Raw genomic sequence first — 13,347 nt, forward strand, 5'->3', positions numbered from 1 at the left:
CCCAGAGGTGAAATCGGATCCCCCCGCGCCAGCGACGACCCCCGTTACCGCAGGTCAGAGCAGGATCGTGGAGCGGTCGGGGACCACCCGCAGCCGGGGATGCTCCAAGCCGGCGGTCGTCTCCGGGTCAGCCTGCGCCCCGAACCAGGTCTCCAACCGCTCGTACGGCAGCGGCCGGCTGAACAGGAAGCCCTGGCCGATCTCGCAGCCGATGTCCTGGAGCAGCTCCAGGGTCAGCTCGCTCTCCACGCCCTCGGCCACCACGGCCAGGCCGAACTGCTGGGAGAGGGTCACCACGGCGTTGACAATGGCCAGGTCCCCCGGGTCGGTCGCCATGCCCTGCACGAACGAGCGGTCGACCTTCACCTCGTGCACCGGCAGGCGGCGCAGGTACGCCAGGGACGAGGAGCCGACGCCGAAGTCGTCCACCGACAGCCGTACGCCGAGGTCGCGCAGCCGGCGCAGGGCCGGGATCGGGCGGTCCGTGCCGTCCAGGACCGCGGCCTCCCGGATCTCGAAGGTGAGCCGCTGCGGCGGCACGTCGTACTCGGCGAGCAGCTCCCTGACCCGGTCCGGGAAGTGCCGGTCGGTGAGCGTACGGGCGGCGAGGTTGACCGAGACGGCGAGCGGCCGCTGGGCGTGACCCCAGTCCCGGCTGCGCCGCAGCCCCTCCCGGAGCACCACCTCGGTGAGCCGGCCGAGCAGGCCGGTGTGCTCCGCCACCGCGACGAAGTCCTCGGGGGCGACCTCGCCGTGCGCTGGGTGCTCCCACCGGGCCAGGCACTCCACCCCGACCAGCCGGCGGTCCCGCAGGGTCACCTTCGGCTGGAAGTAGACCTCCAGCTCGCCCTCGTCGAGGGCGCGGCGCAGATCACCGGCGATGCCGAGCCGGCGCAGCGACCGGGACTCCAACGCCGGGCTGAACAGCTGCACGTTGCCGGGCACCGACTTGGCCGCCGTCGCCGCCAGGTTCACCCGCTGCAACAGGGTCGCCGCGTCGCTGCCGTGATCCGGATGTACGGCCACCCCCACGGCGGTGTCCACGTCGAGGGTGAGCACGTCGAAGACCATCTCGGCCCGGATCTCCTCGCGCAGCCGCGCCGCCAGCTCCAGCGCCGCCTCGGCGTTCTCCAGGCGGAGGGTGACCAGGAACTCGTCGCCGCCGACCCGGCCGACCAGGGCCGAGGACGGCGCGGAGGCGCGCAGCCGGTCGGCGACCTCGGCGAGGACCTGATCGCCGGCGGCGTGGCCGAGGGACTCGTTGACCTGGCGCAGCCCGTCGACGTCGAACAGCAGGACGGCGACCACCTCGCCCGGCGCCCGGATCTTGACCGCCTCGTCGAGCGCGCCGGTGATCCGCCGCCGGTTGGGAAGCCTGGTCAGCGTGTCGTGGTACGCGTCGTGGCGCAGCCGGTCGACCAGCCGGGAGTTCTCCAGGGCGATCCCGGCGTGCGCCGCCACCGTCTCCAGGACGGGTACGTCCTGCGCCGTGAAGAAGTTGACGCCGCCGAGCCGGTTGGTGACCTCGAGTGTGCCGATCACCGCCGGGCCGGACCGGAGCGGAACGATGATGGCGTCCTTCACCGCCGCCTCCCGCAGCACCGCGAGCTGCTGCCGCTCCCCGCCGAGCCGAGGGCCGACGGCGATCGCCCGCCGCTGCTCCACCGCCTGTTCCCGGAGCGTGGCCGGAATCTTGCCGAAGTCGAGCAGGCCCGGTCGGTCCAGCCGGGCGGTGAGCAGCACCTCGGGGTGGCGTCCGTGCTGCGGCAGCCAGAGGGTCGCGTACTCGGCCTGCATGAGGGCGCGCACCCGGCCGAGCAGGGCGTCGGGCAGCGTCCCGTCCTGACCACTGTGGGCCATCGCCCGCGTCAGGTCGTAGATGTCGGCCAGCGTCCGGTGCTGTCGCAGGAACTGCGCGTACGTCCGGTAGAGGGTGGCCACGGCCAGCGCCAGCGCGGCGAGCAGGACCAGCGACCACTGGGTCGTCGTCACCGCGATGAGGATGATCAGCCCCACCGTCATGCTGAGCACCGCCGCCAGGAGCGACGCCACCGAGGTCCGGACGATCTCCAGGCCGGCCTGCCAGCCCTGCAGCAGGGTGATGACCCCGACCACGGCGGCAAAGGTGACGAGGGTGACCGTGCTCACCACCGCGAAGAGGATGCCCCAGGTGCCCGGCCCCACCCCACGGATCTCCGGCAGCGCGAGCAGGACCAGACCGGCCAACGAGGTGGCCGCGGCCGAGCGGGCGACGTTGAATGCCAACTTCGCCGGGCCCAACCTGCGTCGTAGCTGGACAACGACCGCGGCCAGGGTCGCGATCAGGACGACGAGCAGGGGCGGAAGGTAGTAGAACGCCAGCACCAGCGGAATCTCGGTGATGTTGGCGGTGAGCGTCTGCCGGCGCACCACGAAGGTGAGCAACGGCAGTTGCACGGCCACGAGGGCGACGAAGATGAGGACCGCGGTGCCCCACTCGGCGCCGACCGCCGTGTGCGGGTCGGCCCCGGCGCCCTGCCGACCCGCTGCCACCTGGGCGAGGGCCAGGACGGTCGAGCAGACGATGGCAAGCAGCGTCAGCGGCCCGGTGATCAGCCAGGCATTCTCGGTGGCCCGTCGGGCCACCCGGGCATCGCTGGCCATGCAGCCCCCCTCGTCGTCACAGAGACGCGCGCTCCGCGTTCAATCCGGAACCTCACGGCCCCGCACTTGCGCCGGAAGCGAAGCTGCGACCATTTCCACTCCGCGGGCCTAGGCCCAGTCGTACTCGAGACTTGTCTGGTCTCCGACGGCGGGGGCGCCGGCACCGCCGGCGGCGACGCCGGCAACGCCCGCAGCGAGGGCGACCAGCATCAGGGTCAAGCCGAGCAGCCGACCCAGCTTTCGAATAAGCATCGGTGGGGCTCCTGTCGCGAACAAGCAGCACGGGGGGTGAAGATTCCATGATGGTGCCACACCCCGCACCTGCAACAAAGACGTCCCGGGGCGGCCTCCGCCGGGACGCAGGCAAGTCCGACTGATTGGCAGCAGGGCCTGCCTGGCGGGTTGATACCCAGGTAGGCAAAGCCCGCCGCGCCCCGATGCACTTGGCGAACACTCGGACTTTCGGCGTCAATGGCTGATTTTTCCTGAGTGCCCTCCGAACCCCACGAACGGACAAAGGCCGGCTCCATACCCCATGTGCCCCGCTCTGACTACCAGAGCGGCCTTCTCCTCCGCTAGCCATCTATCGAAGAAGTTATCTGTCTACCGCAACGAGAGCCGTCCGGGAAGCGGCGTATACCCCTTCGGGTGCCAGAAGAGGCGAGACGGTCGAACCGATTCACCGAAACGGCGGAGGCGGATCATGGGCGTACCCGTCGCCCAGCGGACCCCTCGCGCAACGAACCTGGACCTGCACGGCGCTCCCGGCCGGCCGCGCACGCCACCCGGCCCGGCGCGACCAGCGCGAGCACCCCGCTATTTCGCCACGAAAGCCGCATAGCCCCGCCTCTACATGACACGCTCGGGCAGACGACTGACCGAGGAGCGGGCGGAGCATGGGCACCAAGGCCGCACGGATCGGACCGTGATGCACTGGACGGTGAAGGTACTGATCGCGGTCGTCGGGGCGGTCGTGCTGGAACGGTTGGTCGACGTGCTCGGCCGCCGACTCGCCGGCGGACGCTACGCGTGGCTGGTGACGCCGCTGCACCGGGCCTGTCGGGTGCCCGCGATCGGAGTGGTGCTCTTCGCCGCGTCGTACGCCACGCTGCCGTCCGGGCCCGCGCAGTGGCAGCGAGAACTCCGGCACCTGATCCTGGCGCTGCTCATCGCCGTCACCGGATGGCTGATCGTCAGGGGCCTGCACGTGACCGAGGCGGTCGCCTCGAGCCGACTGCCGGAGACCGCCGGCCAGCGCAGCGTTCGGCGCGCCCGCACCCAGATCCGGCCGGTACGGCGCCTCACGTCGGTGGTCGTCACCGTCCTGGCGATCGGCATGATCCTGCTCACCTTCAGGCCCTTCCGCCTGTTCGGGGTGTCGGTGCTGGGCTCGGCCGGCGTGGTCGGCGCGCTGATCGGGCTCTCCGCCCGAACCGCCCTGGCCAACGCGTTCGCCGGCATCCAGGTCGCCTTCACCGACGCGCTGCACATCGGCGACGCGCTGGTGATCGACGGCGAGTGGGGCCGCGTCGAGGAGGTGAAGCTCACCCACGTCGTCGTCCGGCTCTGGGACGACCGGATGCTGATCCTGCCCACCACCTACTTCACCGAACGGCCGTTCCAGAACTGGACCAAGCACGAGGGACGGGTGGTCTTGCCGGGTCCACCTGCACGTGGACCACACCGCCGACCTCGAAGACCTTCGCGTCGAGGCCCGACGGCTGGTCGAGGCGTCACCGCTCTGGGACCGCGGACAATTGGGTGCTGCAGATGGTCGACGCGACCCCGCACAGCGTGGTCATCGAGATCCAGGCGTCCGCCGCCGACGGCCCGAGCGCCTGGGACCTCCGCTGCGACGTGCGCGAGGGCGTGATGCGCTCCTGCGGGAGGAGCACCCGGAGTGGCTGCCCCGCACCCGCAACGACTACAAGCCCTGACCTGCTCCCATCCGCGGAGCGGCAACGACACCGGGAGGGCCCACCATCCCTGCCCACGTACCGAACCCTGCCCCCATGACCGCCGATCCGCGCTACAGCGTCATCCGGACCGAAGTGATCAGGTGCCAACTCGCGATGCTCGCCGCCGTCGACACCGTGGCGGCCACCAGAAATACCCACATCGAGACCGACGGTCGACGGAGCCGTAACGCAGCGAGCACGACCGCTGCCGAAAGAAGAAGTTGCACTGCCGCCGCGCCAAGCCGGCCCAAGATGAAGGAATCCACGGGCCCGAGCCAGATGAAGACGACGTGGAAAATGACATAACCAGCCTCCCCGGCGAGCAGCCCGAACGCGACGCCGAGAGCAATGCCGGCGTCACGGACCGTGCCCACCCTCACGACGTGCGCGAGGCAGCCGAGCACCAATCCGCCGAACAACGCGCCGGCCAGCCAGAAGGCCGACGCACGCATGACGGAGTGGAGCCCGTCGGGCGACAGCGCTGGCCCTGAACCGCTGAGCCACTCCCGAGTCAGCGAGGCAACGAGACCGTAATAGACCAGGGTCGCCAGGACGAGTGTGCCGACCCCGGCGAGGAGAGTGGACCTGAAGGTCGGGGCGCAGTAGCTCACGGCGAGCGCCACCACGCCCCAGGCGAATCCCGAACTGAAGGCTGGCACGAGGAACCTGCCCACGGCTTCCGGCACGAGGTCGGCAGTGAACGCCGCCACCCCCAGGGCGACTCCCGCAAGAAGCGAGGGAAGCACCCCACGCCACACCGATCGTCCGCCGAGGGCCTTCAACTCCGTCATCCGGAAAGCGCCGGACAGTTGAGCTTCACGATGCCGCCTCTACCGGTCGTCCGCCGGCATCGGCCAGACGTCCCGCGCGTCGTTGAATGCCCGTCCCGGTGGTGGCTCGACCGTCAGTGACCTCAACCGGTGGGGTAAAGATGTAACCGCACGTCTCCCGGACCACCACAACCAACCCGAGGTGTACCACAGCGACCACCGCCACCAGGCCCAGCACCACCAGCACCACCATGGCGAGCGCCGCTGTGTAAATCACCCGGGCATTCTCGCCCAGCGTGACCGGGCAGGCTGCAGTTGACGTACCCGGAGCAGCACGGCCACGCCGTGGTCCAGGCGCTGGACGACCTCGGTCGGTGGGGACGCCGGCATTGAGCCAGAGCGAGACCGCCGCGCGATGCAGGTCGTAGAGACCGCGTACGAGGAGTGAGGCGACCTGGGCTCCGGTGAGCGCCTTCTCTCGAGCCGACTTCCACCACCGGTCGGCCCCCGATCAGCATTCCTACTGGTCAAGGGGCCATTGTCGCGCCTGGTGGCGGATTCGAACCTCTGTAGCTTTCGCGACGGATTTACAGGGCGTCTGCGTTCTTGCTCCCGTCAGCCCTGGTGAGCTGCCGCTTCTCCGCTCTAGCCAGGTGCCGCTTGGCTAGCCGCCCACCATCTGCCCACGCCCACGCCTCCGGCAGGAACAGCCCATCGGGAGGCGCCTTACCAGACCAAACGCCGAACTCGGGCGGCACGTTGATGAGCGCCTTGTCAAGCCGCAACTGCCCCCCACTGAAGGTCGCGCCGCCGAAGAACACCCGCTCGCCACCGAACGTCGACCCCCCGAAGGACACCCGCCCGCCGCTGAACGTCGACCCCCCGAAGGACACCCGCCCGCCGCTGAACGTCGACCCCTCGAAGATCACCTCCCCGCCACCGAAAGTCGACCCCGCGAAGGACACTTCCCCACCACTGAACGTCGACCAGGCGAAGAACACCTCCCCGCCACCGAAAGTCGCCCCCTCGAAGGACACCAGCCCGCCGCTGAACGTCGAGCCCCCGAAGACCACCTCCCCGCCACCGAAAGTCGACCCCCTGAAGGACACCTCCCCACCACTGAACGTCGACCGGTTGAAGCGCACCCGCCCGGCACTGAACGTCGCCCCCTCGAAAGACACTCGCCCACCACTGAATGTCACGTTCGAGAAGTCGCCACCGTCGAAAACCGCGCCGGTGAAGTCGAAGTCAAGGCCGCGCCATGATGTCGGATCGCCCAGGATTAAACGTAGGTGCCTGCCGATGAGCCGGATAACGGTATGACGCACCTCCCGCTCCTCGCGAGCAGCCCGAGCCGTCTCCGCGTCCACGGTCGACGCTTGGCCTTCAGCCTGTTGCGTCGACGCTTCGCTCGGAGTCTCCGACGGCGGCGAGTAGGGCATGCGGAGGTAGGCGCAGAGGACATCGATGCAGGTTTGCCGACCCTCCCGCCAGTCATCTGCAAGGCCGGCCATGGCGTAGACACCGGCCAGTCGGACCGCCGCCTTGTCCGACCCGAGCTGCTCGGATGCCTTGGCGAAGCGTTCGTTAAACAGGCGGACGCCGTTACGATCGGTCTCAATCTTGGCCCGTTCGTCTGCCGCCTCAGCGAGAGCCTTGGTGACCTCGGCGCGTAGGTCAGCTGCGTGTGCCAGTTGGTGAGCGAACTCTGCCAGCGCGTTAGTGTGCTCCGCGACTCGCTGCCGACGGTATGCGACCACCAAGGCTGCGACGCCACCAACGCCCGCCACAACGGCAAAGACGAGCTTCAGGAGGTCGAAGAGCGTAGCTGCCGTGACGGTTGCATCCCGCTGGATGCCGGGCCAGCCGGCGTACCAGAGCGCTGCGGCGATCAAGGCACCGACCAGCGTCAACGCGGCTGCGACAGCCAGAGCTATTGACCGGCGGATGCCCCAGAGCCGCAGTGCTGGCACCGGGCTTTCATTGGTCGCGATCGGACCGACCGCGACGTGAACATCGGGCCGGGATGATGTTTGTGATGCGGGCAACTCCACCCCTCAACGTCTAGCGCATCTCGTCCACTCATCCACTCATCCGAGCGCGTCGCCGATCTTGTCGTTCATCGTGTCGTTCCCCCCGTCGATGCAGTTGGCGTAGACCCGGAGCAGGACGGCGACGCCGTGGCCCAGGCGCCGGGCCACCTCGGTCGGCGGGACGCCGGCATTCAGCCACAGCGAGGCCGCCGCGTGACGCAGGTCGTAGGGACGGCGTACGAGAGGCGAGGCCACCTGCGCCTCGGTGAGCGCCCTCTCCCGGGCGAGCTTCCACCACCGGTCATAGACCGACTCCGAGAGCGGCCCGCCGTGCAGGCCCCGGAAGAACCGGCCGTCCGGGCCGACGCCGTGATTCTCGACGTGCGCGCACAGCAGCTCGACGAGCCGAGGCGGGATCGGGACCGTACGCGTTTCCTGCCGAGCCCGGTGCTTGAGGCCGCGACGCTCGTGCGACCCGCCATCATCCGTCCAGTGCGACCCGGCACGCGGCGAAGTGCCCGCGAGCACCAGGCGGCCCCAGCGATATTCGATCTTCTCGTGATCGCAGGACGCCGAGGGCTTGACCGTCACCAGGTCGTCGAAGTCGGTCCCGCACTCCAGGCAGCGCCCGGGAAGGTCGCAGTCCTCCCGCCGCAGGTCCGCCGCTTCCGAGGGCCGCATCCCTGCGTAGTAGAGGCAGCCGAAGAACGCCGTGACCTTGTCGGCCCGTTTGCCGAGAGATCTCACCGCCTCCAGCAGCGTGGCGACCTGGGCCGGGTTCGCCACCACCCGACGGTCGATGGACTGCGCGACCTCTGGGGCCGTCCACTGCACCCGGTCGACGGGGTTGGAGTCGATCAGTTCCAGCTCCACCGCGTACCCGAGCGCGTTGTAGAAGGTGGCCCGCTTCCGTTGGACGGTGGAGGCAGCCGCGGGCTTGCCGTCGAGGCGTACGCACAGGCTGTCCAGGACCCGGCGGACCATCGCGGGCGAGTCCAGCTCGACGACCGGCAGCGACGCGGTTTCCAGCCAGGCGAGCGCCGCCGCATGCTCGGCCGGGATCTCCTCGGACCAGCGACGCGGGTTGAGCCCGTAGAGGTACAGCGCCTCACGGAGCAGCGCGTCATCCGGTCGGCCCCGCTTCGTCGGCCGGGTCAGGGTCACCGTGATCGAGGTCAGCGCCTCGACGATCGACCGGCGGGTCTTGGCCGCCGCCCGGGGCCACTTCATCTCGACGTACGCGCGGCTGTGCGCGTACCAGGTGGTGGGGTTCTTGGTTCTCGCCTCGGACACCGGGCGACCGGTGGCCGGGTCGAAGGGCTCCCCCGCGTTCGACGCCTGGACCAGCTCGGCGCGGAACGAGTGCGCCAGCGCCTTGGTACGGAACATCTCCTCGAAGCGCCGGCCGCTCACCGCCCAGCGGACCCGCCACGGCCGGGCCTTCCGGTCAGCACGCTTGCCGATCTCCCAGATCTGGACCTCATAGCTCTTCATGCCGCGTCCTGCTCCAGCTCACCGAGCCACTGCCCGAGCGCCGACCGGCGGACCCGCAGTTGCCCGTTCGGGAGCTTGATAACCCGGGGCCCCTTGCCGGTCTGCCGCCAGTAGAACCAGGTCGAGCGCGGTACGCGCAGCTCGGCGAGGACTTCCGGCACAGTCAACAACTCCTCCTTCATCGCGGTTCCTCCCCGTCGTGCTGTGCCTGGTGCTGAGTTGCCGAAAGATCTGGCGCCCCCTGCTCGGCCCGGTCCTTGGCGGCGAGCAGTTCGGCCCGCCAGCGGGCGCGTTCGCTGATGGAGCGCATGAGCCGGTGGGTCAGCGGTCCCACGTCGGGGTCGTCGGGCCGGGCGAGTTCCCAGGCGTGCCGGACCCGCTCGGCGGTGTCGGCCTGATCGTCGATGGGCTGGGCCGCGTCGCCGGCCGTGCCGTCGGTGGTGACGCCAAGCAGCGCCCGGACCCAGGCCCGCGCGTCGTGCTTGTGGTCGGCGAGGGTCTTGCCGGACCAGTCGCGGGAGATGAGGATGCGCCGGCCGCCGATGCCGAGGGTGTCCCGCTGGTGAACCTTGCCCTTGCTGTTTGAGCACGTCGACCGAGCGGGGCAGCGCCATGCGGGCCGCCCGCGACCCCGGGCGAGGAGCAGCCGGGGTCGGGGCGGCGGGGGCGAGGCCGGGCAGGGTCGGAGCGGTCATCGGATGACTCCCACCACCTGGGGCCGCTGGGGCTGGACGACGCCGAGCGGAGGCAGCACCACCGCCGGAGTCGGGCGGACGGCCGGGACCGTGACGACGGGCTCAGGGGCCGGCTGCGGTTCAGGCTCGACGGGTTCAGGCTCGACGGGTTCCGGCTCGTCGAGGGCCGGGGCGGGCTCGGGCTGGTCGGGCTCGACCGTCGAGGCGGTGACAGGGGCGCTGGACAGGACGACCTTGACCAGGGCGAGGAAGGCCAGCGACGGCACCGCGGCGACGATCCAGCCCCACACGGACGGCTCGGCCTCGGCGACCTGGGCGGCGAGGGACAGCAGGGCGAAGGCGACCAGGAGCACGCCGACCAGGCCGACGGGGCGACCGGCGCGGCGGCGGGCGCGGATCTCCAGGCCGAGGTAGATGGCCATCAGCTCGACGGCTACGGCGTTGGCCCAGCCGATCCAGTCGGGCTGGCCGTGGGCCACGGTCAGGTCGTGGACGTGGGTGAAGGCGGCGGCGCCGGCCATGGTGCCGATGGCGAGCAGGATCAGCAGCCGTACGACGCTTTCGAGTCGGTGGCGGGTCATCGGCGGCCCCCGGTGCGGACGGTCAGCGTGATGTGGATGCGCTGGCCGTCGAGGTCCTGGCGGCGGTTGACGAAGTGCGCCAGGCCGCGCAGGGCGGCGGCGAGCCGGTCCGGGGTGTCGTTCAGCTCGATGTGTAGCGGCTTGACACGGCCGGTGCCGAGGAAGAAGCGCTTGAGGGACATCGGGTTACCTCCGGGCCGGGGTGACACGGGTACGGATGTGGTCGGGCGGCTCGCCGAGGGAGGCCACCGCTTCGGAGAGGCAGCGCCACAGCGCCCACGCCTCGTCGGGCGTCAGGTACATGCGGCGCCGGCCGCCGCTGACGGCGAGATAGACCGGGTACGGGTCGGGCCGGTCGGGGTCGACGCGAACGGACACGGCCGTGCCGGTGGCGCCGTCAGTGCCGGGAGCGCGGAGCCGGTAGAAGGCGCGGCTGCCGGTCGGGGCGGTCACCGCGGCTCACCCCCGTCGCGGTCGGGGTCGAGGAAGTTCAGCAGCGAGTCGGGCAGCAACGGCCCCTTGCGCGGGCGAGGCAGCGGCGGCCGGGCCGGCTCGGCGGCGGTCTCGCGGCCGACCTGGGCGAGGATGTCCGCCGCGTCGACGGGGGCCGGGTACTCGGCGGCGAGCTGGCGGATGTGGTCGTCGGTGACGTACGAGAAGCGGACCCGCGCGGGCTCCGGGGTGCCGTCGAGGATGACGTACCCGACGCCCTTGGCCCACCGGGGCATCTGGTCAGCCAGCGCGCCCCGGTTGCGGGCACCGTCGCCGAGCACCAGGTCGACCTGTGACGCCTCGGTCAGGCCGAGGGCGATGCGGGTCGGGAACAGGTCCCGGAACGGCAGCACCTCCTTGCGCGGGTCCTGCAACGCGGCCACCACCAGGACGCCGACGCCGGCCCCCTGCGACAGCAGCAGCCCCAGCGAACCCGCGATGCGCTTACGCAGCTCGACGTCCTGGAGGTACGCCGTCAGCGCCGCCATCTCGTCAACGACGACCACCACCAGGGGGTCGGCCTCGGTCGGGGTGTGCACCCGCACCGCGCCGGCCAGCCGGGTCTGCCGCTCCCGCATGACCGCCACGGCCTCGTCGAGCAGGTCCGCCATGGCCTCGAACGACTTGCAGGCGAACCGGGCGAACAGCGGCCGGCCCATGGCGAACTCCATGCCGCCCTTGGGGTCGATCACCCACAGCCGCACCAGCCCGGAGGCGATGCCCCCGCCGAGCGCCCGCACCAGCGACCACAGCACCGAGCCCTTGCCGGACCGGGTGGCACCGCCGATCAGGACGTGGGTGGCGAGCAGGTGCAGGCGCCAGTGCCGCAGATCCTCACGCCGGGCCAGCGGAAGCGCGGTGAAGTCCGGCACCAACGGCACGTCGAACGGCTCGACGACCGTGCGCAGGGCGTCGGTGCGGACGATCACCAGGTACACCACCGACGGCCGGTCCCGGAACCGCAGCCGGTCGACCGCCCCGAGGACGAGCGCCCAGTACCCGGAGCGGGCCGGCGGGGCGTCGGGCCGCTCGGTGTAGACGCGGGCGTGCCGCCGGCCGAACGCGTACGCGAGGTTCGCCGTGACCCGCTGGAACTCCTCCGGCGTCTGCCCGCGCACCATGCGGATCGTCAGCACGTCGAGGGCCTGATCCGAACGCACCCGCAGCAGCTGCGGCAGAACCGGCCGATGGTCGTACGTCCTGGACAGCCCGCACAGCGTCATGGCCTCCCGCCAGGCCCGCCGGTAGACGAACACCTGACGGAACCGACCGAGGATCGGACCGGCGCACCACTTCCACCAGGACGTCTCGTGCCGCCACCGCCACAGCGCCGACACCGCAGCCGCCAGCACGAACGGCACCACCAGACCGGCCCGGCCGAACTCCCGGTACAGGGCCACCGCGGCGACGACCAGGGCGACGGTGACCGGGTGACGCAGGCACCACCACAGGCCCCGCCACAGCCACCGCAGCATCAGGCCCAGCGCGATCAACCAGAACGGCAGTTCCAGTCGGCGAGGCCGGATCACTATCAGGTCTCCGGCCGTGGTCATCACGACTTCACCACGCGGCCGGCGGATCATCGCGCACCCCGCACAGCCGCCATCAGCACCGGCCCGAGGGCAGGCTTACGCTTGGACACGTCACTACCTCTCTCGTCAGAGCAGGGGAAAGAGACAGACGGCGGGGCTGCCGTCCGCCAAGACCTGACAGCCCCGCCCCCACCAGATGCGGCTACGCCGCCGCCTTCGACTTCACGCCGCCGGGGCGCGCATGCCGGTCGCCCGCAGCGAGTACGCCATCCGGCCGTTGTTCGACACGTACGGCGTGACCGTCATCCCGTCGAACTCCACCGCCTCGAACGGCGCACCCGTCGGCGGCACCGGCTGGTAGTCAGCCGAGATCTTCACCGTCGTCTCCCGCGACCGCTTCCCCAACTCCGGGTCCAGGTCCATCACCCGCACCTGCCACACCCGCTGGCCGGTCACCTTGTCCTTCGCCGGGCTCCGCCGGCCGGTCTTCTCGTCGTAGTCCTCCACCTCGCCCAGGGACTCGGGCACCAACGCGCACCCCGCCGGGAACACGTCCTCGAACCGCACGGCGAACCTCGCACCGCCCCGCAGAGCCATCGCTCAACCTCCAGCTTGTTGGCATGTCTGCCAAGTTGGCACTCCAAGATGGACACCACTTGGCAGACAAGTCAACAAGTTGGTTGAAGGACATCCGGGATTGAGCCGGAGATTGAGGGAGGGCGGCGATGCGGCGAGCGCAAGCACGTCAAGTTGCGAGGATTAGCAGCAAATCAATCGATAGGAGCAATTTACGAGGCATCCGCTCCATGGGAGTCGCGGAGCTGGAAGAGCTTCGGCGCCAAGCGAAGGATCTAACGCGGCAGCTTGCGATAGCCGAGCAGGAAGCGGCAGAGGTGGCCGCGAAAGACACACACGAGGTAGTGCGGCCTCGGCGGTCAGCTCCTGCGGCGCCAGATTCGGGCCACGGCCATCACCCATACCAGCAATTCATCAACGAGTTAGCGACTCAGGGGCACTAGTCTCAACGCCGCTCGGTTAAGGCGTTGTGGCGGCTGTCGAGGGGTGTGTCGCTCAGGCAAACAGAAGCGGAGTTCCGGTATTGAGGTGAGTCACTCCAAGAAACCCTCGAGACCAGGAACTCCGCTTTGG

Annotated in this window: 13 protein-coding genes and 1 pseudogene; 1 reads left to right on the forward strand and 13 read right to left on the reverse strand. The window is 70.2% G+C overall.

Translation table 11 applies throughout. The features are described 5' to 3' along the window. Positions 1–54: 54 nt before the first annotated feature. Positions 55–2,643 (reverse strand): bifunctional diguanylate cyclase/phosphodiesterase, encoded by a 2,589-nt coding sequence (locus ABGB16_RS04055; protein ID WP_347666576.1) that lies wholly within the window; start codon positions 2,641–2,643, stop codon positions 55–57. 108 nt (positions 2,644–2,751) lie between these two features. Next, the gene (locus tag ABGB16_RS04060; protein ID WP_347666577.1) at positions 2,752–2,895 is read right to left on the reverse strand and encodes a hypothetical protein; all 144 of its coding nucleotides are present in this window, start codon (positions 2,893–2,895) and stop codon (positions 2,752–2,754) included. 676 nt (positions 2,896–3,571) lie between these two features. Here ABGB16_RS04060 and ABGB16_RS04065 point away from each other — a divergent pair. Continuing rightward, positions 3,572–4,516, forward strand: a complete 945-nt coding sequence (locus ABGB16_RS04065) for a mechanosensitive ion channel domain-containing protein (protein WP_347666598.1) — start codon at positions 3,572–3,574, stop codon at positions 4,514–4,516. Between the two features lie 156 nt (positions 4,517–4,672). On the opposite strand, the gene ABGB16_RS04070 is transcribed toward ABGB16_RS04065, so the two are convergent. The 11 genes and pseudogenes from ABGB16_RS04070 to ABGB16_RS04120 form a co-directional block, all read right to left on the reverse strand. Next, positions 4,673–5,392, reverse strand: coding sequence for a hypothetical protein (locus ABGB16_RS04070; protein ID WP_347666578.1), 720 nt, complete (start codon positions 5,390–5,392; stop codon positions 4,673–4,675). A 25-nt stretch (positions 5,393–5,417) separates the two neighbouring features. Then, the gene (locus ABGB16_RS04075; RefSeq protein WP_347666579.1) at positions 5,418–5,648 is read right to left on the reverse strand and encodes a hypothetical protein; all 231 of its coding nucleotides are present in this window, start codon (positions 5,646–5,648) and stop codon (positions 5,418–5,420) included. A 310-nt stretch (positions 5,649–5,958) separates the two neighbouring features. Next, positions 5,959–7,344, reverse strand: a complete 1,386-nt coding sequence (locus tag ABGB16_RS04080; protein WP_347666580.1) for a hypothetical protein — start codon at positions 7,342–7,344, stop codon at positions 5,959–5,961. 117 nt (positions 7,345–7,461) lie between these two features. Continuing rightward, positions 7,462–8,898, reverse strand: a complete 1,437-nt coding sequence (locus ABGB16_RS04085) for a tyrosine-type recombinase/integrase (protein ID WP_347666581.1) — start codon at positions 8,896–8,898, stop codon at positions 7,462–7,464. Further along, positions 8,895–9,080, reverse strand: a complete 186-nt coding sequence (locus ABGB16_RS04090) for a helix-turn-helix domain-containing protein (protein ID WP_347666582.1) — start codon at positions 9,078–9,080, stop codon at positions 8,895–8,897. Before ABGB16_RS04090 ends, ABGB16_RS04085 begins: the two co-directional genes overlap by 4 nt. Then, a pseudogene (locus ABGB16_RS04095) lies at positions 9,077–9,475 on the reverse strand (replication initiator); the annotation flags it as partial. The gene ABGB16_RS04090 and the pseudogene ABGB16_RS04095, both read right to left, overlap by 4 nt. A gap of 114 nt (positions 9,476–9,589) precedes the next feature. Then, positions 9,590–10,174, reverse strand: coding sequence for a DUF2637 domain-containing protein (locus ABGB16_RS04100; protein ID WP_347666583.1), 585 nt, complete (start codon positions 10,172–10,174; stop codon positions 9,590–9,592). After that, a complete protein-coding gene (locus tag ABGB16_RS04105; protein WP_347666584.1) occupies positions 10,171–10,356 on the reverse strand; it encodes a hypothetical protein in 186 nt (61 codons plus the stop codon). Before ABGB16_RS04105 ends, ABGB16_RS04100 begins: the two co-directional genes overlap by 4 nt. 4 nt (positions 10,357–10,360) lie before the next feature. Further along, the gene (locus ABGB16_RS04110; RefSeq protein ID WP_347666585.1) at positions 10,361–10,627 is read right to left on the reverse strand and encodes a hypothetical protein; all 267 of its coding nucleotides are present in this window, start codon (positions 10,625–10,627) and stop codon (positions 10,361–10,363) included. Next, positions 10,624–12,219 carry an FtsK/SpoIIIE domain-containing protein gene (locus ABGB16_RS04115; RefSeq protein ID WP_347666586.1) on the reverse strand — a complete coding sequence of 532 codons (1,596 nt, stop codon included), beginning with the start codon at positions 12,217–12,219 and terminating at the stop codon, positions 10,624–10,626. Before ABGB16_RS04115 ends, ABGB16_RS04110 begins: the two co-directional genes overlap by 4 nt. Before the next feature lie 201 nt (positions 12,220–12,420). Next, the gene (locus ABGB16_RS04120; protein WP_347666587.1) at positions 12,421–12,795 is read right to left on the reverse strand and encodes a transcriptional regulator; all 375 of its coding nucleotides are present in this window, start codon (positions 12,793–12,795) and stop codon (positions 12,421–12,423) included. Positions 12,796–13,347 lie beyond the last annotated feature (552 nt).

Origin of the sequence: Micromonospora sp. B11E3 (assembly GCF_039871625.1) — a bacterium.
Classification (GTDB): domain Bacteria; phylum Actinomycetota; class Actinomycetes; order Mycobacteriales; family Micromonosporaceae; genus Micromonospora.

Excerpts from the sequence above, each read along its gene's own strand:
- ABGB16_RS04055 (WP_347666576.1), bottom strand. The coding sequence starts at position 2,643 with ATGGCCAGCGATGCCCGGGTGGCCCGACGGGCCACCGAGAATGCCTGG.
- ABGB16_RS04060 (WP_347666577.1), bottom strand. The coding sequence starts at position 2,895 with ATGCTTATTCGAAAGCTGGGTCGGCTGCTCGGCTTGACCCTGATGCTG.
- ABGB16_RS04065 (WP_347666598.1), top strand. The coding sequence starts at position 3,572 with ATGCACTGGACGGTGAAGGTACTGATCGCGGTCGTCGGGGCGGTCGTG.
- ABGB16_RS04070 (WP_347666578.1), bottom strand. The coding sequence starts at position 5,392 with ATGACGGAGTTGAAGGCCCTCGGCGGACGATCGGTGTGGCGTGGGGTG.
- ABGB16_RS04085 (WP_347666581.1), bottom strand. The coding sequence starts at position 8,898 with ATGAAGAGCTATGAGGTCCAGATCTGGGAGATCGGCAAGCGTGCTGAC.
- ABGB16_RS04090 (WP_347666582.1), bottom strand. The coding sequence starts at position 9,080 with ATGAAGGAGGAGTTGTTGACTGTGCCGGAAGTCCTCGCCGAGCTGCGC.
- ABGB16_RS04100 (WP_347666583.1), bottom strand. The coding sequence starts at position 10,174 with ATGACCCGCCACCGACTCGAAAGCGTCGTACGGCTGCTGATCCTGCTC.
- ABGB16_RS04105 (WP_347666584.1), bottom strand. The coding sequence starts at position 10,356 with ATGTCCCTCAAGCGCTTCTTCCTCGGCACCGGCCGTGTCAAGCCGCTA.
- ABGB16_RS04115 (WP_347666586.1), bottom strand. The coding sequence starts at position 12,219 with ATGACCACGGCCGGAGACCTGATAGTGATCCGGCCTCGCCGACTGGAA.
- ABGB16_RS04120 (WP_347666587.1), bottom strand. The coding sequence starts at position 12,795 with ATGGCTCTGCGGGGCGGTGCGAGGTTCGCCGTGCGGTTCGAGGACGTG.